We start from the raw sequence: 20,072 nt of genomic DNA, 5'->3' as shown, positions 1-20,072 counted from the left end.
TTATTTTAACTCACCAGGTGGGAAGTCTCCTTGCGTAAGCGTGGAGTAGTTCACAGGAAATACACTGCGATTGCCAACAATAGTGTGGAGAATCCCACTTTTATTCCCATTGTGAGTTCCATATGGAGATTGCGGGCAACCATATTGGATATCCCTATAGGCGGTGGTGATATCAGCAGTGCTGCACCGAACAGGCAAAATCCTGGAATGTAGTTATTTTCTACAATGATAAGATAAAGTCCCTGTATTCCCAGGTATATCCCAAAGACGGAAATGAAGAACAATCCCATCTTGTAGAATCGGAGATACTTCTCGATGCCTCCGGGAAGCACATTGGCAGCTTTAAGCCCTTTGTTATTAGTTTTCAAAAAATCACCGTAGGTATTGTTCTATTTATGTGGCTATTTGTTCTGTCCTCATAGCATATATAAGAGAGGTTCATCCGCGTATCTCGCAACCAAGTCCGCAGAGGAGTTTTTCAACATCGACCTGCATCTTTGTTGCGTTGCTCTCTTCAAGTATGGTAATACGGAACGTAACACTTAGTCTGTTATCGGAAAGGCCTGAATAGGTATCAATTACCTCGGTCGAGGCTATCCTTTCATCATTATCGATGACCTTCTCAAATACTGATGCATCAGCTCCTGCAGGTATCAATACCGAAATATCCCTTTTCGGATGGGGGAGATTTTCCACTTTCCAATCCTTAAGTTCCTTCTCGGTGTACAACCTGACATTCTCTGTCTTCAGGTAGATATCCTTTCCGCCCTTGGAGATTATCACTGCTCTTGGTGTCACTTTCTTGATCGTCCCCACATGTGTGACGCCAGAGTAGTTATGGTAAAGGCCTCTTTCGACTCCCACAGATGCGATCATCTCCTCGAATTCGGATATTTTCGCATTGATGAGCTTGTCCGATCGGTGAAGTGCGGATGGTGTGTCCTTAAAATGAGCAGCAGCCTCTGTCATCTTGTTGCAGAATGCTTCAATGTCCTGTTCCCTGACTATCTCAGAGAGGATGTTACATTCACTTATGAATGTCTCATGGACCTTTAGCACCTGTTCGTTCTGCATCTGTATGTGGGCGTACAGGTAAGGATTCTGTCCAAGTATCCTGCCAACGAAATCGACCATTATCTCATAGACAGGGCTCATGAAACGCCGTGACATGCTAACATCAAAATCAAGGCTTTTGAACGTGTTCCCTATTGTTATGTATGCAAAATGGGTCAGACCCTGAACAACAGAGACGAACTTATCGTGTTCTTCAGGCTTGATGATCTCTATATGCGCACCATTTTCCTCGAAGAGGTTTCGCATTATGGGGAACCATTTCTCAGATCGCCCTTTCGTAGGGCTCATTATCACTATCTGTCCCTGTAATGTCGGAATGGATGGTCCGAACATGGGGTGTGTGCCGAGGATCTCAACGCCTTCGGGTGCTGTTTCTCTCATTGCCCTTACAGGTTCGGCCTTTATGGAGGTCAGGTCCATCAGCAAGCTTCCCGCTTTCATTTTCGGAGCGGTCTCCCTGATCACATCTGCAGTAATGTCTATTGGTACGGTGATGATCACTACATCCGAGGTTCTTATTGCATCGTCAAGGTCTGATGCAAATTCAACTCCCATTTGTTTTGCTATCTCGGTCTTTCCGCTGCTGCCCCAGACCACAACTTCGTAACCGTGATCGGTAAAGAACTTCGTGAACCACTTCCCCATCTCTCCTGTGCCGCCGATGATGAGCATTTTCATATGTCCAATGCCTCCATGACAGTTCTCTTCATGATCTCTATGGGGGGTTCTCTTCCAGTCCAGATACGGAAAGCTTCAGCTCCCTGATATACGAGCATCATAATGCCTGTGATGGGTCTCGCACCTGCGGTCTCAGCTTCCTGCAAAAGTTTCGTCATAAGCGGATTGTAAACGATATCAAAAACTGCAAGGTCTGAATGCATCTGCTCCGCGCCCACAAGGGTTCCATTGGAATTACCCAGTCCTACGGTGGTGGTATTGATAAGAATATCAATCTCATCAAGGCCCTTGTCAACTATATCAAGGCCGTATCCCTTTGCATCCCCCATCTCTGCAGCGAGCTGAATGGCACGTTCAGGGGTTCGGTTGGCAATGTTAACTCTTGCTCCTGCTTCTGCAAATGTGAATGCGATGGCTCTTGCAGCACCGCCTGCTCCGAGGATCAGGACATTTTTGTCCTTGATCTCGACACCTTCATCCTCGATCGTTCGTTTTGCACCAATTCCGTCAGTGTTGTAACCTTTGATACCGTCCTTGAAGTCAATGGTGTTTATGGCACCTATCTTTGCGGCAAGGGGATCTGCATCAACGAATTTGAGGGCGGTCTCTTTGAGGGGTACTGTGAGGTTCAATCCTCCGAATCCCATGGCCTTTGCACCCTGCAGTGCGTGTTCAAGGTCGTTCTTCTCAACTCTGAATGCATGGTAGGTGCAGTCCATGTCCAGGGCTTCGAATGCTGAATTGTGCATGATGGGTGATAGTGAATGTTCTATGGGATCCCCAAGGACTGCAAATACCTTCTTCATTCCACCATCTCCATTGCTTTTTTCAGGTCTTCCACTTTCAATTGCCCTGGTGCCACTGCATCGGATACGCTTGCATAGGTAAGCTTTGAGCCATATAGGGGGGCAATGATGCGAGTGTGTTTTCCCATCTGTCCCATGGATATCGTGCAGACATCGTCTACTTCCAGTGTCACTTCCAGCAGGTCCAGTACATCCTGCATGCTCTCAGGCATCACTGCAAGCTTTGCAATATCGGCACCTGCGTTGTGGGAGTGGTCAAGGATGCTCTTCAGTGTGGCTTTGTCAGGCGTCCTTTCAAAATCGTGCGAGGAGATTATGACGGTCTTCTTTTCCTCTTTTGCTTTTTTGACTATCCTGTCCCTGAGCTGGTCATCTGTTTCAAGCTCGATATCCACGGCATCTGTAAGATGCATGATATCTTCCAATAGGGCAATTCTGCTCTCTTCCGTGCCTTCCCAATTTCCGCCCTGGGTTTGTAACCTATTGGTTGCAATACACGGGAGGCTGGTCTTATCTTTGACCGTTCTCAACAGGTCTGCAGCCTCTTTGGGGGTAGTTATCCCAAGCAGGTCGAACCTTATCTCAAGGATGTCTGCACCATGTTCGGCTGCGGTCCCGGACTGTTGTAAAGGTTCGTTGCTGATGGCAGCGACGATAGCTGCCCTTTCTTCCAGATCGAACTTCCCTATTTTCAGCATTCTCATTTCTCGATTATCGTTTCTTCGACCTTCATTCCGAAATGCCTTGCTCCGCCTTCATAGTAGACCATTACTTCATCTCCGGGTTTCAGGTCGGCTACAGAGATGGGTTCTCCGTTCATGCCCACCAGTTTGATGGTCTCGGCGTTCTGGAGGATGTTCTTTATGATCTCTCCATTCACTTCGGCTTCTACGAGCATGAGTGGCCGTCTTTCGATCTTGACCCTGCCCACAATGCCGGTTCGCTGTTTTCCTTGTGAATTGATAATGGTGACCTCGTCACCGGAGCTGAGCTCGGAAAGATATCTGGTCCTGTCTCCCACTTTTACGTAGGCATGAACTGCTCCGGCATTGACACGGAACGGACGGGATGCAACGTAAGGGCTTTCTTCGGATTCTGAATGTACCAGGAACATTCCGCTTGCCTGCGAACCCACAAGCATTCCTTCACCTTTGGTCATCATGTTGCAGGTATCCACACAGACGCGGTCTCCCATTCCCACAGCTTCGACCTTTGTGACCTTTCCGGGAACAAGCTTAAGGTCCTCAATGCCTGAACTTTCTGCCACTGCAACCGTGGCCTTGATGGCACTGGGGTCATCGGAGTCCAGCAGGACACCTTCTGAGCCGTGTTCCATGGTCTCAAGGGCAAGTTTTGCTTCATTTTCGTCACGAACACCGGCAATGATCTTCACATTACTGTCCTGAAGTCCGGCAATGAGGTTCTCAAGGGGGATGACCTTCCAGTCAGTACCGACTATGATAAGGAAATCGCATTCTTTGCCTATCTCTGCGGCAAATTCTTCGTATTTCTTGTTCTGTATCACTACGTAGGCTCCGACGGTCAATCCTTTTTCTTTCAATCGGATCGCAGTGACCATGTCCAGGGAACCAATGGGGTCAGGTGATAATGGTTTTGTTCCGTCTCCTTCTCCGCCCTTTCCAACAACAACGATGTCAGCACCGGACTTGTCGTCATAGGTAAATGCAGCTACCTGTATGTCGCCAAGTTCCCTTACTTTTTCCACTTCGTCAGAGTTTACAAGCACACAATTGGCACCGGACTCAAGTCCTGTTGTTATTCTGTCCTTGTGAGCTTCCCAGTGGCCCTTGTCGGCCTTTATCCAAATTGTCTTATCCTTCATATTATACGCCATTGTAGTTTATCATTTAAGTGTTTGTAGTGCCTCTTCGACACTTATCTTGTGGTGGACGATCTGCGTGATAGCTCTTGTCATCTTTATGGGGTCAGGGTGCTGGAACACATTCCTGCCGATCGCAACTCCTCTTGCGCCTGCTTCCATGGCTCCGCTGATCATTTCCAGGAATTCCTGGTCGGTCTCTGTTTTTGGTCCGCCTGCAATGACAACCGGTACGGGACAACCATCGACGACTTCTCTGAAACTGTCCACATCTCCGGTGTAGACCGTCTTGATTACATCGGAACCTAGCTCTGCACCTACTCTTGCTGCATGAGCTACCATCTGTGGGTCATGAGGATCTGTTATATTCTTTCCTCTGGGGTACATCATTGAGAGCAGAGGTATGCCCCATACGTCACATTGTTCTGCAACGGATCCGAGCTTCTTGAGCTGTTCTGCTTCTGTTTCTGATCCGATGTTCACATGGATGGAAACTGCATCAGCGCCCATTTTCATTGCTTCCTCTACCTTGCAGACGAGGACTTTGTCATTGGGGTCAGGTCCAAGGGATGTGGATGCACTCATGTGGACTATGAGACCTACATCGTGGCCGTATCCCCTGTGACCATGGTAGACCATTCCTTTTTGCATTAGGATGGCATTAGCTCCGCCTTCAGCTACTTTATTGATGGAATCTGCGATGTCTATCACTCCTCTGATAGGCCCATCGGACAAACCGTGGTCCATTGGGATGATGACCATGTTCCTGCTGTCTCTGTGCATAATTCTTTCAATTCGTATCCTTTTTCCTATCTCTGCCATATATATCACTCTCTGTTATTTGGTTAATATCGGTATGTATCTTCGCCGTGTTACTATGTGACATAGTAGCACGGATTAATATTTAAACTTTGTTATTTGTTTCCTTTTGAAATGTGGAATAGTCTTATATATAGATTCATCAATATTTCGAGTATCGACCTTACCGGTGTGATCATCATGAAAGAGTTAAAGATCCTTGTTATCAACAACTATGGCCAGTTCTGTCACCTTATTCATCGTACGGTGCGTGACCTTGATATGGATACGAAGATCGTGGATAACACCACTTCCGTAGAGGATATCCTTGATGAAGAGCCGGATGGCATCATTCTCAGTGGTGGTCCTTCCATGGAGCGTGTTGGGCTGTGTGAGGAATATGTGGAAAGCATCGACATTCCTATTCTTGGTATATGCCTCGGACACCAGCTTATAGCCCAGACATTTGGTGGGCATACCAGTGCAGGGAAACTTGGTGGCTATGCAGCTATTGATGTTGAAGTGATCGAAGAGGATGATATACTAAAAGGACTTGGGCCCAGAACATCTGTATGGGCTTCACATGCTGATGAAGTTACAGTGCTTCCTGATGAGTTCATTCACCTTGCCCGTTCAGATGTTTGTGAGATCGAAGCGATGCGTCATGAGGAGAGGCCTATTTATGGAGTGCAGTGGCATCCTGAGGTTGCTCATACAGATAAGGGTGAGGAACTGTTTATGAACTTCTTTAAGGTTTGTGAAGACTATTGATCTTATTATTTGCAGGTTTGTGATATTTGGCTTTTATTGTTAAGTGCAAATATCTTAACCAACTTCTTTTTATGAACTTTTTTTTATTTAGTATCTTCATTTATGATCCTTTGGCCCTTGCACAATAACTTTACATTACAACTTTTTCCGCATGCTGCAACATCATTATCATTATAACAACTTACTTACATTTTGGGGCAAGTTAATATATTTGTTGTCATATACTTTAAACTACTATAATATTTACTAATTAGGTGGTATTCCGTGAAAAATAAAACTCTAAGTAAAACATTTGTTGTTCTACTAAGTCTGTTGATGATTCTTTCGATATCATCTGCAGGTGCTACTGTGGTTGAACAAGGTACAGCTGTTGAAAACCCTTCGGGTCCTGTAATGAACTCAGTAATGTCTGTTGCTCCAACTTCACTGGCACCATTTGTGACGGAGACTGGCAAAATTAGCCTTTCCATTGATGGTCATGGGGATCACTTAACTCCCGTTGGATCAATTGATGTCGAAAAACCTGCTAATGCAACGGTCAGATCAGCATATCTATTGACTGCAAGTCTGTGGAGTGGTGTCGAAATTCCTGATGGTGGTGTAACACTTGCAGGTATTCCGGTCAATTGGGATGATGTTGTCATGGGAACTTATTCTGGTGCTCCACACAATCATCGTGCAGATGTGACCAACATTGTCAAACCAATTGTTGACGCAGCTCCTGCAGGGAGGATCTCAATTCCGATTCAAGAATCAGATGTACTTAATGTTGAGGGAAATATTCTTGCAGTGATATTTGATGATCCCAATAAAGTAGAGGATAATACTGTTGTTCTATTGTTCGGTGCTCAAAGTATCACAGGTGATTCGTTCAACATTACGCTTGCAGAGCCTGTAGACAAGACCGATCCTAACTTTGCTTTGGATATGAGCCTTGGAATCTCTTTTGGGTTCCAGCCTAGTAACCAGTACAGCCTTGTAAATGTCAATGGACTGCGCCTGACTTCTTCTGCAGGTGGATATGATGATGGTACGGATTACAATGGCGGTTTGATAACTGTTGGTGGTCTGGATGATAGCAATGCAAATCCTGCTGACCCAAACGCTCCTCCGGGAAATTCCCGCAGCGATGATGAGTTGTATGATCTCATCCCATTCGTTAATGATGGCGATACTGGCATCAACGTCTTTACACAGAACCCTTCCAATGATGATAATATCTATTTCGCAGCTTTCTTTATGGGTTCTACAAATGCTATTGTTGGTGAAGGCATCTTACTTTCCCCGGATTCTGCAATAAACAATCTTGGTGAATCCCACGAAGTTACTGCGACTGTTCAGGATGATAATGGTGCTGCAATAACTGGCACAATGGTCCACTTTGAGATCACTTCAGGTCCTAATGCAGGTACTACTGCTGATGTCCTGGCCGATGTGAATGGAGATGCTTTATTTAGTTTCACCAGTCAGGCGGTTGGTACGGATGTAATTGTAGCTAGCTTCGTTAATTCAAAGCAGGCACTAGTTCTCTCAAATGAAGTTTCAAAGAAATGGATCGTTAGTGAGGAGATCCCTGAATTTCCTACCATAGCACTGCCTGTGATGGCAATTATGGGACTGATGTTCCTGACAATGAGAAGAAGGGATGAGTGATCCCTTTCTCTTTTCCTTTTTTATCATCATTTCATTAAGTGATTTTTCTTTTCCAGGTTCTGCGGACTTGACTTTTAGTGTATGCATTTAATGTTCTGAAAGCAAATATTTTCAATTATATTGTTCTCTGGCATGCCCTTAACGATCAGTGCATTTGGGCTATATGTAGAATTAGTATCGATACAATAATTATTATGTGGAAAAAGTCAAAGAGTGGGATTCACTCTTTGTTCTGTCTCTTTCTGTAGAACACAAATGTTCCTGCCATAATTACCACTCCTGTGATAAGGGTGATCAAATTAGAATTGAACATCGTTCGTTTGATCGAGCTTGAGTTCTCCTGATACGAATGCTCTGTCTCTGTGTCGAGGTCATAAATGCTCTTCTGGGTGTCCTTGTTCTCCATCCCTACGATAGCAAAGGGTGAGAACGAGTCCGGTTCTGCCTGATAGTAGGCAATACCTTCAAGTGTCTCAATATATGTCGTCGGGACGTTTTCCCATTTATCGGTTTCAGAGTTGTAATGCTTCATGAAGACCTTTTGAGGGTCGATGTTGTTCTCTTCAAACCATGCAGTATTTACATTGAACTCCAGTATTGCGTCCTTTATGTTCTTTGGGACCGCGAATCCTGCATAGCCTACCCATATGTTCAGGTTCTTGTAAATGGTTCCTTCAGGTGTTTCTTTTACAAGTTCTGATGTTTGTTTAAGGACCTCTATGGTGACGGGTACACTATTGGCTGTTACGCCGGATGTGAACTTTATGTATGTAACAGGGTTCGCAGTTCGTTCAAAATGATGTTCTACAGGTGTTCCACTAGTTACTCTCAGGTTCGCAAAATCGGTTGTCAGGACGTTTTTTGCGTCTTTGTCAGGACTTGTTCCGGCACTGCTTCCGGCGGAGCTACCACCTGAACTTGATCTGTCGCTTGAGGGTTCTGCTTCATTGGATGAGGGGTTCAATTGTATGATCTTTGTTTCGCCATCGACGGTCAGTGTGAAATCCCCCTCTGGCATGGAACTGGTCGAGTACTTGAATTCGTAACGTTCTTCCTTTACCGGGATCTCGCTTGTTGCGGTGATCTTCATATCAACGGCCGTTTCATCAGGCTGGGCTATGCCTGTTAGTTTTATGGAGTAATGACCCTTTGGGAACGTTAGACATTGAATAGGAGGCTTTTCCGTCGGTTGCAGAGGGGTGGCCTGCTGTAAGCCAGAACATGAGCTTTGTTTTGACCTCCAGGTCCTCAACATTGCTTGCTTCTACAATGAATTTGTTCGGGCCTTCAGGGATGGCAACCTTGCCAACATAATATAGATATTCCCCATCTTCGACCGGGACGGTTTTAGTGAAAACTATTTTTGCAGGTACCGAGCTTGTTGGTGAGTTTCCGGTCACTATGATCTCTTCGCCAACTGTCGGGTTTATGGGCGTTATCTCATAAGCACCTGCGGAAGGGATCAATAGGAAAAGGCTTAGTGTGATGCATACAAGTAAGCATATTTTTGTTTTCTTGGTCATATGTACCACCAGTTGATAATTTTATAAGCGTTGTTGAACGTTGCAGGGAATGTTCTATATATTTTACTTTTAATAATATTTTTGAGCATATCTCTCTTCTTTGAGTTTGTTACACTATACTTAAGGATTTCCGGTATCTGTTAAAATATATATAAAATTTATATTGTGGTATAATTTTATATATATTTTATATATAACATACTGTAATATGTCCTCTAAACATGTTTATAAATCATGAACAAAATGTAGGGTATTTATAATTAATATTAAAGAGAAATTGAGATGTCTGATAAGAATAATGTTCCCTCTGATATCGTGATCGTTGTTGCACTGGTATCACTTACCTGTGTGTTCATACTGCTTCCTTTCTTGAGCGACACTCCTATACGTACGATCCTGGGCTTGCCCATGGTTCTTTTCCTGCCGGGATATGCACTCATTGCAGCTCTTTTCCCAAAGAAGGATGATCTCGACGGGATCGAGAGGGTGGCACTTAGTTTTGGTCTGAGCATTGCAGTGGTACCTCTTATCGGGCTTGGCCTTAATTATACTCCGTGGGGGATCAGATTGTTACCCATTCTGGTGTCTCTGTCATTTTTTACTGTTGTAATGTGCGTGGTGGCAGTGCTTAGAAGGCGTGTCTTGCCAGAGGATGAGGAGTTCAGCGTTCCGTTTAGTGCTGCCTATCTTTCTTTGAGGGAAGAATTGTCAAAAAAGCCGGACAACAGGCTTGACAGGATCCTTTCTATCATCCTTGTCCTGTCCATACTCGCTTCGATAGTGACCCTTGCTTATGTGGTGGTGACGCCAAAGGAGGGTGAGAAGTTCACCGAGTTCTATATCCTTGGTATGGATGGTATGGCTGATGGCTATCCTACGAATTTTACTTTGGGGCAAAGTGGCAATGTGCTCGTTGGTGTTGTGAACCATGAGTATGAGATCACTGATTATTCCCTGGAGCTATTGCTTGAGAACGATTCATCCTCTGTGGAGCATGAACGGCTTTACCTGACCCTTGGACACAATGAGACCTGGGAAGGGGAGCTATCATTTACGCCGGAGAGTGTCGGAGAGGACATGAAGTTACAGTTTTTGCTCTATAAAAATGGCAATATGACAGTTCCATATAGGGATCTCCACCTCTGGATCGATGTGATGGAGGGCTAATATGGGTTCAGATGATCTCTATAACTTTTAATGTAATGATCCATGCAAAAGCGATCAACAGTGGGATCATGATCCCGTTGAGATATGCACGAACCGATTTATTCCAGTACTTCGATGCTGATAGTATCTCTTTTGCATAGAGTAAGATTATAAGTGCTATCACTACAAGTACACCATACTCAGACAACCCTATGTCCGTTATCATTGACAATGCCGTAGATGCTGCTGTTCTTGTAGTTGAAATTATGCTCGTAAGCATTCCATATCGTCTCCTTGGAGCAATTGAATAAATTATTGTGTGTTATATATAGCTTTTGAAATTCTGTATATATTTTTGAATAAAAGAGATCATAATGATCTCTTCCATTCATCAGTTGTTCTTTTTCCTTCTGGCCAGCAGAAATAATCCGATTAATATTATCGTCTGATCTTTAGATTGTTGTTCTGTTAGTAAATACTGGTTTCGACTGAAAGTTCTTTAAATTTCCATAAGGACCCATCTCGTCCTTTCGTTACCGTTCCTATGGATCTTAGTTCGAGAAGGTCTTTTTCAAAAGAAGGGCATCATCTTCAAGGTTCGGGCTTTCGCATATGACAAGTCCCTTTATGTGGAATTCACGAAATGCTGTCATCATGTCACTATAGTTAAGGTCTGACTCCTGAAGCACCAGATGGTTCTTTTCCCCCTTCTCTCCATAGGCTATACCGGAGACATGGCAGTGCATGTTATCCAGCCCATCCCTTCCGAGTGCATTTTCCACGCTTTCAAGGACGCTTCTAAACTCTTCCATTGTATTATACTCTCCGCAGCTGCGTGCGTGCAGATGGGAGAAGTCTATACAGGGCATTACTCCCTCTATATCCGTGGCCATCATCAGGGTCTCCTCCAGACTGCCGAACTGTGTCGCTTTGCCGGTGGTCTCCGGGCGAAGCACCACATCGATGCCCTCGTCAGTCAGCCTTGAAGTAAGACCTTCGAGCAGCCCGTTGACCTTCTCCATTACCTTTTCGCTGCTCTGGCCCAGATAGTAGGCAGGATGGAATACAATGGATGACGCTCCGCAGAGGGCACCGATGCGTGCTGACTGATATATACGCTCAATACTGGCCTCGATCTTCTCTTCTTCGGCAGAGTTGAGGTTGATGTAATAAGGTGCGTGCACACTGAGGGCCACGTTCTCTTCCTCGGCGGCCTGCCGGACATTTGCAGCGGTCTCTTCTTTCATGCGAACCCCTCGCACGAACTCCAGTTCCATGCAGTCAAGACCAAGCTCGGCTATACGCCTGATGCCCTCAATGGAGCCTTTCTTCTTTGAGCTTAGGGGAGCCCCTGCCGTCCCGAAGAGCAGTTGCTTCATGCCATCCCCAGATGGAGACGCAGCTCTTTTGCCCGATCCTTTGAGACCTTTTCTTCCACAAGCTTGAAGAACGTGTCCACGTCCTCATCCTCAAGGGACCTTATGTCCTCTTCCCCTTTCAGGGCGAGACCTACGAGGTACTCAAGTTCTTCTCCGGTAAGTCTTTCAAGCCGCTCCCTGAAATCATCAGAGTCCTCTACGAACTTGTGAGATATCGGTCTCAAAATGAACGGATAAGGATGTCCCATGGGAGACATGTGCGTACCGCCGTTCTCAGGTGCAAGCTTGTTAAAGATCTCTTTATCTTTGTCTGAAAATTCTCGTCCCATGAATTATTGTATGATGGACTGATATAAAATCGTGTCTTTTTTTGTTGGATGTGTATCTTTGTTTATAATGGTGGGTATATGGGTTCTATTTAGACACTGGCCTTTTTTCACATTATATATTATTAGTTATATAATTTTAGCATATCTTATATGGCGAATTTACTTCTAATAAATTATATATAAGAGTTTGTGTTCATGCGTAGTTCATGTATTGGGTTCGTGTATCTTATAATCGTTATTAAGCGGCATTATTTTTATTTAATGATATAACTGTGTTCTTGTAATTGGTAGATATGTTTATGTATATTGAATTTTATATATCTATAGTGGCGGGGTGATCTGGGGATGTCTCTATTTGTATTCACTGATCTAATTATAATTCATACGTATTCAAAAAAAGAGCCTGAGGTATGGCAATGACCGTAGTGGCAGCCATTCCTGCATATAATGCTGAGGTCTATATCAAGAATATCATTAAAAGGACGAAGCTCTATGTTGATCATGTAATTCTTGTTGATGATGGTAGTAGCGATGCTACTGCTTATATTGCTACTAATATGGGTGCACAGGTGATCAGGCACGGGAAGAATCTGGGCAAGGCTGCTGCACTGGCAACGGCTTTTGAAGAAGCGAAGAAACTAGATTCTGATGTGCTTGTGACCATCTATGCGAATGGTTTTCACAATCCTGATGATATCCCCTCAATATTGAAGCCTGTACTTTCAGAATATGCAGATGTTGTGAATGGTGATTATGTTACTTCACCAGACATTGTCATTAATAGTACTCCCGAGGACGTGGAGGCTACAAACGGTGCTCATCTAACCAAGGACAGTGGCTTCCGTGCTTATTCTTCAAAGACGTTCGATGTTTTAAAGTTCATAAAGAGCGATCATGCCATTGAGAGTGAGTTGATAGATGATGCTATAATTGCCGGTTTTAGGGTATTTGAAGTGCCTGTTAAGATAATTGATCCGGTCAGGAGAGACCTGTTGGCAAGCAAACGCATAGGGGTGATCGTGCCTGCATACAATGAAGAGAAGCTTATCAAACCTACCGTTGAGGGTATTCCCCAGTATGTTGAACGTATCTATGTGATCAATGATGCGAGCACTGATGATACTGCAAAGGTCATCGAAACCCTTAACGACCCGAGGGTGTTCGTGAAAACACATGAGACCAACAAAGGCGTGGGTGCTGCACTTATCGATGGCTACAAGACAGCATTGAGGGATGATATGGATATTGTGGCTGTGATGGCTGGTGACAACCAGATGAACCCTGATCAGTTGTACAAATTGATCATCCCTATCATAGAGAAAAAGGCAGATTATACGAAAGGCAATCGCCTGCTGGACATAGAATACCACGTAGGGATGAGCAGATGGCGTAAGGTCGGTAATGCAGTGCTGACCATTCTGACTAAGATCGGCAGTGGCTACTGGCGCATAATGGACCCTCAGAACGGTTACACAGCTATCTCAAAAGAAGCCCTTATTGGTATTGGACTTGATGAGGTTTACACTTATTATGGTTATTGCAATCATATGCTTGTGAGGCTGAATACCTTTGGTTTCAGGACCATGGACATAACCATGCCTTCCAGATATGGCGAGGAAAAATCCACTATCAAGTACAGTCCGTACATGTTGAAGGTGTCTTCGATGCTGTTCAGGAGCTTCCTCTGGAGACTTAAGACAAAATACGTAGTGATGAGCTTCCATCCTCTGGTATTGTTCTATCTCCTATCGATGATCCTGATACCTTTTGGAGTGGTCTTTAGCTTTTCCATTGTCATTGCAACCCTGAGTGGGATCGCAGTCCACATGAACTATGTTCTGCTGGATGCACTAATATTCCTTTCAGGTATGCAATTCCTCCTGTTTGCGATGTTATTCGATATGCAAGAGTCGGACAAGGATATGCGACAAGGCAGCCGCCTGTCCCAGCAGTAATATCTGGACTACTGATAATATTACAATACTGCCAATACCCAGATCCAAATAAGCACATATTACAGATCACAGAGCACACTGGCCAGGATCGGCCACAAACACAGACAGTCCAACATACAGAATAACGATTATCTGGCCCACAGGGTCCATCAGTAGCGCACGAACATAACTCCAAGGACCAGCCACCCGAAAAGCTTGGCAACGAGAACCCATACGAAAAATCAGGCACATAAGAGAGCGTGGTAATATGCAACAAATGATCCCGGAAACTCCCATAATTGTTCCCTTTAGGGAACCCTCAGCCCAGCATCGGCCAGAGGAGGAACATTGTGACTCTGGCAGGGGGTATGCATTTAAAAAACTTCACAATTGGATGAAAGCGCAGTGTGGTGATCTCTGATGCTGAGTATTGATGACCATGATTTCACTATCCATAAGTTTCGCCACCTCTGTGAGGCAATAGCCACAACGTATCCAACTATCACAATGGCAGAATACATGGATAAGGATCATCCTGCCAGGTTCGTGCTGATGCGTCATGATGTTGACAGGATGCCAGGAAATGCACTGGAAACCGCGCGGATCGAGCATGAACTGGGCATCAAGGCAACATATTATTTCAGATCGATAAAAAGCGTGTTCAAACCCGAGATAATGAAGCAGATCCTGGATATGGGTCATGAGATCGGTTACCACTACGAGACATTAAGCGAGGCAAATGGTGACCCTGAAAAGGGTATTGAACTATTCCGATCTCATCTCGAGAATTTCAATGATGTCTGTAAAGTGAAAACAATATGCATGCATGGAAAACCCCTATCAAAATACGATAACAGGGATTTGTGGAAGACTTACGATTTTAAAGACTATGATATCGTTGGTGAAGCCTATCTCTCTGTGGGACATGAATTAAATTATTTTTCAGATACTGGACGAAGCTGGAATTCCAAAAACAGTTTGAGAGATTTCATTCCCAACAAGACCGAAGGTTTCACCGCCGACACAACGGATGACCTGATCGACCTGGTCGAGGGTGGAGAACTGGATAATCTCTATATTCTTACGCATCCGGAACGCTGGTCATTGAATGTAGTTGAGTGGGGGTTGTATTGTGGTATGGATATGGCGGTCAATGTGGGGAAGAAGGTTATAGCTGCGGTGAGAACATGAGGATCTTATTCAATATGGCACATCCCGGTCAGATCCACTTATTCAAAAATGCGATATGGGCTCTGGAAAAACGAGGGCACGATTGTAAGATCACCACGGTTGACAAGGACGTTTCTTTGAATTTGCTTGGAGCATATGGATTTGAATATGATGTTGTTGGAAGTGCAAAGCCTTCCTTATTTTCAAAAGCCACAGAGTTGCTGAAAATAGAATATAATCTGTACAGGATCGCAAGATCATTTAAACCCGATATTCTGGTTGGTGGTGTTGGTAATGCCTATGTTGCTCATGTAGGTAAGATCATCCGAAAACCTTCCATCGTTTTTGATGATACTGAACATGCAAAAATTGAACACATATTAACTGATCCTTTTGCATCTGTTATTTGCACTCCGTCTTGCTATAAGGCCGATCTTGGAAAAAAACAGATACGATACGATGGATATCATGAACTGGCATATCTTCATCCTGATTATTTCACTCCCAATCCAGAAGTTCTATCTGAACTCGGGTTAAATGAAGATGACACTTTTATAATTCTACGCTTTGTTAAGTGGGATGCAGATCATGATATTGGACAGTATGGTATCCAGAACAAGATCGAATTCGTGAATGAACTCGAGAAACACGGGCGTGTGTTGATCACATCTGAAGGTGAGATGGACTATTCACTAAAAAAATACCGTATTAAAGTTTCTCCGGAAAAACTGCATGATCTGTTATATTATGCAAGTCTGTATGTGGGAGAAGGAGGAACCACTGCTGTTGAAAGTGCAATACTGGGGACCCCTTCTATTTATGTTTCATCTCTTGTTGGAACAATGGGTAATTTTACTGAGCTTGAAGAAAAATATGGATTGCTTTTCAATTATAAGGATTCTGACAAGGCCCTGAATAAAGCAGTTGAACTGATCCACGATCCAAGCACCAAAGAGGAATGGAATAAGAGGCGTGAACAACTCTTGCGCGACAAAATTGATGTAACTGCATTTATGGTCCGGTATATAGAGAATTTTAATAACCTAACTTCCAAACCTTTAAGCGCATAAACCCAATTGTGTTGGCACAAGTTCAGGAACTATGGTATAGGTCCACAGCAGTATTTGAGTAGACTTTGTTGTTCCCCTGCAGGTAAGTGTACAGTTGAATTTGATTTTCAGATGTTGGGAAATAATTCCCTTCTTCAAATGCCAGCTTTGTATCTAAAAATTGCTTTTCTCTGATCAGTATGTAACCTTCGTAATCCGGGATACCCTCGTAGGTGTTTATCATATAACTCCTATAATAGGGAAGCTTCAGCGCATCTGATTCATCAAATTCTCGTTGTGTAAAATATCTCGATGTCTCATAATCTGAATGTAGGCTAGATCCAAATGGAACATGGCCGGAAACATGGTCATATCCTATCAATTCTTCCTCAATGAAATACTTGCGGTTTGTATCCGATTTAAAATAATTAGAATCTTCTGAATTTGATATTATGGAAGAAAATGAAAATATGCTAAATAAAACCAATACTATCATAAAAGCAGAACGTATTTTTACATTTTTAGACCTTAAATAATATAAAAAAGCAAAAATTCCTGCACTCATCACGAACGACATAAAGGGAGCAAGCATTAGCATAAATCTATCAAACCTGAACAAGATCATAGATTGCCATAACAATTGAATCGGGTTCGGCGTGTATAGGACGAGTGTGGATAAAGCAAATAAACTAAATACACGAGCATATTTCTTATTTTCTTTCCATAGTATATATCCGATACCGATCAAAGCAAAAAATAAAAAAATCGAAGAGTCAATGTTGTTAACTAAGAATGACCATTCGTTACCAGATTGAACAGTAGCTTTCACCACCGGGGTTTCGAAATACTCTGGCCTGATATGCGATGCTATCACACTTCGAGTAAATGAATATGCACCATAGAACCAGTATCCAATAAACGTGACATTAACCAATACAAAAAAATTGGTGCTTAAATATTTTTTATTACCTGCGATTCGTTCACAGACAAGTAGAAAAAGCATCAGTATAACCATTTGAATTATTGAGACCTGGTGTGCAAGTATGACGAATATAGATAAAAGTATTGCAAGAGACCTGTAAACAGCTTCATTTTTTTCACTGTGACCTTTATAAATTAGATATATCATTATGATAAATCCTACATAGGCTACAGTTCTGGTTATCGCATATGCGCCATAGAGTATTACCACAGAAGTTACTGAGTATATTAAACATGTAAGAAGCGACATTTGTGAATTACGTGTGGTTAAATTAAATAATTTGTAAATAAAAATAATTAGGATAACATAAATAGGAATTGCTATCAAGAAAAGAGTGTTTTTAAGATCTAAACCCAATAAATAAGAACTTTCAGCGATCAGTATATGGTATAATGGGAAGTTCGCATATTCTAAAAAGTAATCCATTGGGAGTGTGTGCCCGGATAGATATGTTATCTTAGCGAAAAATAAGTGCGGTAAAATATCAGTCCAACCAAAATATAGTGGATACTTTAGTGTCATCCCGCAGATTACACTGGTCATAAGGAGTATTATTTCAGACAATATCATCAATACATTTGCATTTCTTGAGAAGATCTGCGTAAATATTAGGGAATACAATATCAAAATTAGCACAAAATAATACCATGGTCTAAATGGAATTAACAATAATATCAATATAGATACATTGAACAATATCCCAAAAATTATCATCAAAGTTCTTTGACTAATAGCTAATGTATTTGACGAAGAAGTTAACTCGATCTCTCTTTTATGATAGATCATTACTAAAAAGAATGATGCTAAAATGGCTGGGAGCCCTGTCGCCAGACCTCTTATTGCATAATCAGGTCGATCTATGGCAAAAGCTAATAAAAATCCACTTACTACCGTCAGAAGTATCAATACAGGTAATGCAAGCGCAAAAGAGTGTAATCTATTATCTTTTGTTATAAATTTAAATTCATATGATTTCATGTGTACCTTCTATACTGATCATATGTTGCCACGAATATCATCTATTAGTCCAGATTGATAAATGATAGTATCCCACATAAAATTTTTGGAGAGGTCTCTGTTGTTTGTGCACATTTTGTCATATAGTTCTTCATTATTCAGGAGTATATCGATCTTTTCAGCCAGGTCCTTTGGATTACCAGACTCGTATAATAGACAGTTTTGATTTTCGATCAACCAGGACTCTCGTCCCTCTACGTCTGAAACTACGATCGGTTTCCCGGCTGCAATGTATTCTTTTGCTTTTCTTGAAGAGAAATAATCTGGATAAAGGGAATGCTTGTCATCTTTATCATACGGTAGTATGCAAATATCAAATTTGTGCAGTAGTGCATAAACATCTTCCCGCTGAAGTCTCCCGGTGAAAATTATGTTTTCAGTGTCACTATATTTGTTCATGATGTGGTCGGCTTTATACCCCATCCCAATAATCACTCCTATACAATTATTTGCATATTTCAGACATTCACACACATCTTCTATTTTCATAAATTGTTCCCAGTTGCCAATAAATCCAATTATCTTTTTATTGCCGGGTAATTTTATTGAACATGCCTGATCATTGCCATTTATTGTATGAATGTCAATACCATTGGGCAAGTATATGCATTTATGTTCGTATTCTTGTATCTGGGTTATAACACCACCACTTACCACAATGATCCTGTCTGCCAAATATAGTGACAATCTTTCAATATGACCAACAAATAAAGCTCTTAAATGTCGATTTTGCTGATCTAATTCATTTTTATACTTTCCATGATAATCCGTATATATTTTGATGTTAAGGATCTTTAGAAAAGGGTACAACAAGATGGTATCATATCCTCTGACAATTACATAATCAACTCTTTTTGAAACGATGTGCCATAGTGAAAGAAGAGTTATTTGAAGTGTAACTACCATACCCTTCAAAAGCTGAAATCTTTTTGAGATTGGTATTATGGGTTTAATTTGGATCAAGTTTTCCAATTCGATCTTTTCTTCCTCATTCTTTCGCATAATTATGTATGTATCTGGAAACTGCTCTTTCAGTTCTTTGAATATGTATAGGGCTCTTGAAGATTGAACGATGCTGAATGAAAATTTCACACCCATCAATATAATTATGCCTTTTTTTTGTTCCATGGAATCAACTTTCTTATATTAACTATTGGACTTTACATATTTATATTTTGAGACTACATATGTATAATATTGAAAAACTCTGATAAATCCAATAAATTCGGAGGTAAAATCATGGAGAGGCGGAACACAGCAATTCCTACCATATTAAGAAAATGATCAAGTACGCTCTCAGAATAGATGTCCACCAGCCTCCCATACAAAAATAGGGCAGAATAACTCCATGGTGCTATTCACACGCTGTTTTCAAACAGCTGAAAAAACAAGTGCCTTATACCTAAAATATGCGCGTTCCTTTACACTTTCCATAGTGATCGCAACCCAGCAAAGCATAAAAAGAAGGATACAAGTGCATTGCCAATAAGGCGTCTATTTGTGATGGATCTGGCAAAGATCTCCGGCCAGTAAATTTATCGAAAATATCTGGCTGCGGACTCGAAAGCCATGTAGTAGTGATCAAGATGCCTCTGGGTGGTGAAAGGATGCGATCAAGTAGAAATAAATCCCATGTATGACTTCGAGATAATTAAAATGAGCGTTGTTTGCCTTGCAGACTCATATTTATAAAAAAGATTATATTCTGGTAAGTTTTTTCATATATGCTGACATCTGATAATGAATCATAAAAACTGTAATCCCAGACTCCTTAAATTTCGCTAAGTATGTGAATAAATAGTCCGAATCTATTCAATTATGGCTGTAGTGGAGTTTTATCTCACCTGACCCCCCAGTCCATCATAAAGCTGTGAGATATTCTTACAAAATGAGTATTGTTTTGACCATCTATCAACTATGGGT

Annotated in this window: 19 protein-coding genes; 6 read left to right on the top strand and 13 right to left on the bottom strand. The window is 42.3% G+C overall.

All coding sequences use genetic code 11. The features are described 5' to 3' along the window. Positions 1 to 50 precede the first annotated feature (50 nt). The 6 genes from PBV53_RS03565 to PBV53_RS03540 all read right to left on the bottom strand — a co-directional run bounded on the left by PBV53_RS03565 (position 51) and on the right by PBV53_RS03540 (position 5,220). A complete protein-coding gene (locus tag PBV53_RS03565) occupies positions 51 to 368 on the bottom strand; it encodes a hypothetical protein (RefSeq protein WP_172362413.1) in 318 nt (105 codons plus the stop codon). 70 nt (positions 369 to 438) lie between these two features. Beyond that, positions 439 to 1,752, bottom strand: coding sequence for a prephenate dehydrogenase (locus tag PBV53_RS03560; RefSeq protein ID WP_270095810.1), 1,314 nt, complete (start codon positions 1,750 to 1,752; stop codon positions 439 to 441). Further along, complete coding sequence (locus PBV53_RS03555) at positions 1,749 to 2,558, bottom strand: shikimate dehydrogenase (RefSeq protein WP_270095809.1); 810 nt, start codon at positions 2,556 to 2,558, stop codon at positions 1,749 to 1,751. The genes PBV53_RS03560 and PBV53_RS03555 overlap by 4 nt, the downstream gene beginning before the upstream one ends. Next, positions 2,555 to 3,256, bottom strand: a complete 702-nt coding sequence (gene aroD / locus PBV53_RS03550; RefSeq protein ID WP_270095808.1) for a type I 3-dehydroquinate dehydratase — start codon at positions 3,254 to 3,256, stop codon at positions 2,555 to 2,557. The genes PBV53_RS03555 and aroD overlap by 4 nt, the downstream gene beginning before the upstream one ends. 2 nt (positions 3,257 to 3,258) lie before the next feature. Then, on the bottom strand, positions 3,259 to 4,401 hold the full coding sequence (locus PBV53_RS03545; RefSeq protein WP_270095807.1) for a 3-dehydroquinate synthase II: 1,143 nt from the start codon (positions 4,399 to 4,401) through the stop codon (positions 3,259 to 3,261). Between the two features lie 21 nt (positions 4,402 to 4,422). Continuing rightward, complete coding sequence (locus tag PBV53_RS03540) at positions 4,423 to 5,220, bottom strand: 2-amino-3,7-dideoxy-D-threo-hept-6-ulosonate synthase (RefSeq protein WP_270095806.1); 798 nt, start codon at positions 5,218 to 5,220, stop codon at positions 4,423 to 4,425. A 177-nt stretch (positions 5,221 to 5,397) separates the two neighbouring features. Here PBV53_RS03540 and PBV53_RS03535 point away from each other — a divergent pair, with 177 nt between their 5' ends. Further along, the gene (locus tag PBV53_RS03535; protein ID WP_270095839.1) at positions 5,398 to 5,967 is read left to right on the top strand and encodes a GMP synthase subunit A; all 570 of its coding nucleotides are present in this window, start codon (positions 5,398 to 5,400) and stop codon (positions 5,965 to 5,967) included. Positions 5,968 to 6,231: 264 nt separating this feature from the next. Then, a complete protein-coding gene (locus PBV53_RS03530; protein ID WP_270095805.1) occupies positions 6,232 to 7,620 on the top strand; it encodes an Ig-like domain-containing protein in 1,389 nt (462 codons plus the stop codon). Positions 7,621 to 7,840: 220 nt separating this feature from the next. Here PBV53_RS03530 and PBV53_RS03525 read toward each other — a convergent pair whose 3' ends face one another. Together PBV53_RS03525 and PBV53_RS03520 are read right to left on the bottom strand one after the other, a co-directional pair. Continuing rightward, the gene (locus PBV53_RS03525) at positions 7,841 to 8,710 is read right to left on the bottom strand and encodes a PGF-pre-PGF domain-containing protein (RefSeq protein ID WP_270095804.1); all 870 of its coding nucleotides are present in this window, start codon (positions 8,708 to 8,710) and stop codon (positions 7,841 to 7,843) included. Positions 8,711 to 8,726: 16 nt separating this feature from the next. Further along, on the bottom strand, positions 8,727 to 9,143 hold the full coding sequence (locus PBV53_RS03520) for a hypothetical protein (RefSeq protein ID WP_270095803.1): 417 nt from the start codon (positions 9,141 to 9,143) through the stop codon (positions 8,727 to 8,729). Between the two features lie 282 nt (positions 9,144 to 9,425). Here PBV53_RS03520 and PBV53_RS03515 point away from each other — a divergent pair, with 282 nt between their 5' ends. After that, positions 9,426 to 10,310, top strand: coding sequence for a DUF8471 domain-containing protein (locus tag PBV53_RS03515; RefSeq protein ID WP_270095802.1), 885 nt, complete (start codon positions 9,426 to 9,428; stop codon positions 10,308 to 10,310). Positions 10,311 to 10,317: 7 nt separating this feature from the next. Here PBV53_RS03515 and PBV53_RS03510 read toward each other — a convergent pair whose 3' ends face one another. The 3 genes from PBV53_RS03510 to PBV53_RS03500 form a co-directional block, all read right to left on the bottom strand. Further along, positions 10,318 to 10,569: a hypothetical protein gene (locus tag PBV53_RS03510; RefSeq protein WP_270095801.1), complete on the bottom strand. Its 252-nt coding sequence runs from the start codon at positions 10,567 to 10,569 to the stop codon at positions 10,318 to 10,320. A 271-nt stretch (positions 10,570 to 10,840) separates the two neighbouring features. Beyond that, positions 10,841 to 11,668: a TIM barrel protein gene (locus PBV53_RS03505; protein ID WP_270095800.1), complete on the bottom strand. Its 828-nt coding sequence runs from the start codon at positions 11,666 to 11,668 to the stop codon at positions 10,841 to 10,843. Continuing rightward, positions 11,665 to 11,997, bottom strand: a complete 333-nt coding sequence (locus PBV53_RS03500) for a hypothetical protein (protein WP_270095799.1) — start codon at positions 11,995 to 11,997, stop codon at positions 11,665 to 11,667. Before PBV53_RS03500 ends, PBV53_RS03505 begins: the two co-directional genes overlap by 4 nt. Before the next feature lie 410 nt (positions 11,998 to 12,407). On the opposite strand from PBV53_RS03500, the gene PBV53_RS03495 reads away from it, so the two are divergent. The 3 genes from PBV53_RS03495 to PBV53_RS03485 all read left to right on the top strand — a co-directional run bounded on the left by PBV53_RS03495 (position 12,408) and on the right by PBV53_RS03485 (position 16,171). Further along, on the top strand, positions 12,408 to 13,952 hold the full coding sequence (locus tag PBV53_RS03495; RefSeq protein WP_270095798.1) for a glycosyltransferase family 2 protein: 1,545 nt from the start codon (positions 12,408 to 12,410) through the stop codon (positions 13,950 to 13,952). 399 nt (positions 13,953 to 14,351) lie between these two features. Then, positions 14,352 to 15,122, top strand: coding sequence for a polysaccharide deacetylase family protein (locus tag PBV53_RS03490; RefSeq protein ID WP_270095797.1), 771 nt, complete (start codon positions 14,352 to 14,354; stop codon positions 15,120 to 15,122). Continuing rightward, positions 15,062 to 16,171: a DUF354 domain-containing protein gene (locus PBV53_RS03485; protein WP_309739473.1), complete on the top strand. Its 1,110-nt coding sequence runs from the start codon at positions 15,062 to 15,064 to the stop codon at positions 16,169 to 16,171. Before PBV53_RS03490 ends, PBV53_RS03485 begins: the two co-directional genes overlap by 61 nt. A 22-nt stretch (positions 16,172 to 16,193) precedes the next feature. Here PBV53_RS03485 and PBV53_RS03480 read toward each other — a convergent pair whose 3' ends face one another. Together PBV53_RS03480 and PBV53_RS03475 are read right to left on the bottom strand one after the other, a co-directional pair. Further along, positions 16,194 to 18,110 (bottom strand): putative glycosyltransferase family protein, encoded by a 1,917-nt coding sequence (locus PBV53_RS03480; protein WP_270095796.1) that lies wholly within the window; start codon positions 18,108 to 18,110, stop codon positions 16,194 to 16,196. A gap of 18 nt (positions 18,111 to 18,128) precedes the next feature. Beyond that, entirely contained in the window at positions 18,129 to 19,277 is a 1,149-nt protein-coding gene (locus PBV53_RS03475; RefSeq protein ID WP_270095795.1) for a glycosyltransferase family 4 protein, read from the bottom strand. Between the last annotated feature and the right edge of the window lie 795 nt (positions 19,278 to 20,072).

The organism is Methanococcoides alaskense (genome assembly GCF_027594145.1).
Taxonomy (GTDB): Archaea; Halobacteriota; Methanosarcinia; order Methanosarcinales; family Methanosarcinaceae; genus Methanococcoides; species Methanococcoides alaskense.
Note: the sequence above shows the minus strand (reverse complement) of the source record. Positions and strands in the feature narration are given on the sequence as shown.

Excerpts from the sequence above, each read along its gene's own strand:
- PBV53_RS03545 (WP_270095807.1), bottom strand. The coding sequence starts at position 4,401 with ATGAAGGATAAGACAATTTGGATAAAGGCCGACAAGGGCCACTGGGAA.
- PBV53_RS03495 (WP_270095798.1), top strand. The coding sequence starts at position 12,408 with ATGGCAATGACCGTAGTGGCAGCCATTCCTGCATATAATGCTGAGGTC.
- PBV53_RS03475 (WP_270095795.1), bottom strand. The coding sequence starts at position 19,277 with ATGGAACAAAAAAAAGGCATAATTATATTGATGGGTGTGAAATTTTCA.
- PBV53_RS03560 (WP_270095810.1), bottom strand. The coding sequence starts at position 1,752 with ATGAAAATGCTCATCATCGGCGGCACAGGAGAGATGGGGAAGTGGTTC.
- PBV53_RS03480 (WP_270095796.1), bottom strand. The coding sequence starts at position 18,110 with ATGAAATCATATGAATTTAAATTTATAACAAAAGATAATAGATTACAC.
- PBV53_RS03505 (WP_270095800.1), bottom strand. The coding sequence starts at position 11,668 with ATGAAGCAACTGCTCTTCGGGACGGCAGGGGCTCCCCTAAGCTCAAAG.
- PBV53_RS03500 (WP_270095799.1), bottom strand. The coding sequence starts at position 11,997 with ATGGGACGAGAATTTTCAGACAAAGATAAAGAGATCTTTAACAAGCTT.
- PBV53_RS03535 (WP_270095839.1), top strand. The coding sequence starts at position 5,398 with ATGAAAGAGTTAAAGATCCTTGTTATCAACAACTATGGCCAGTTCTGT.
- PBV53_RS03525 (WP_270095804.1), bottom strand. The coding sequence starts at position 8,710 with ATGAAGATCACCGCAACAAGCGAGATCCCGGTAAAGGAAGAACGTTAC.
- PBV53_RS03515 (WP_270095802.1), top strand. The coding sequence starts at position 9,426 with ATGTCTGATAAGAATAATGTTCCCTCTGATATCGTGATCGTTGTTGCA.
- PBV53_RS03510 (WP_270095801.1), bottom strand. The coding sequence starts at position 10,569 with ATGCTTACGAGCATAATTTCAACTACAAGAACAGCAGCATCTACGGCA.
- PBV53_RS03555 (WP_270095809.1), bottom strand. The coding sequence starts at position 2,558 with ATGAAGAAGGTATTTGCAGTCCTTGGGGATCCCATAGAACATTCACTA.
- PBV53_RS03540 (WP_270095806.1), bottom strand. The coding sequence starts at position 5,220 with ATGGCAGAGATAGGAAAAAGGATACGAATTGAAAGAATTATGCACAGA.
- aroD (WP_270095808.1), bottom strand. The coding sequence starts at position 3,256 with ATGCTGAAAATAGGGAAGTTCGATCTGGAAGAAAGGGCAGCTATCGTC.
- PBV53_RS03520 (WP_270095803.1), bottom strand. The coding sequence starts at position 9,143 with ATGACCAAGAAAACAAAAATATGCTTACTTGTATGCATCACACTAAGC.
- PBV53_RS03490 (WP_270095797.1), top strand. The coding sequence starts at position 14,352 with ATGCTGAGTATTGATGACCATGATTTCACTATCCATAAGTTTCGCCAC.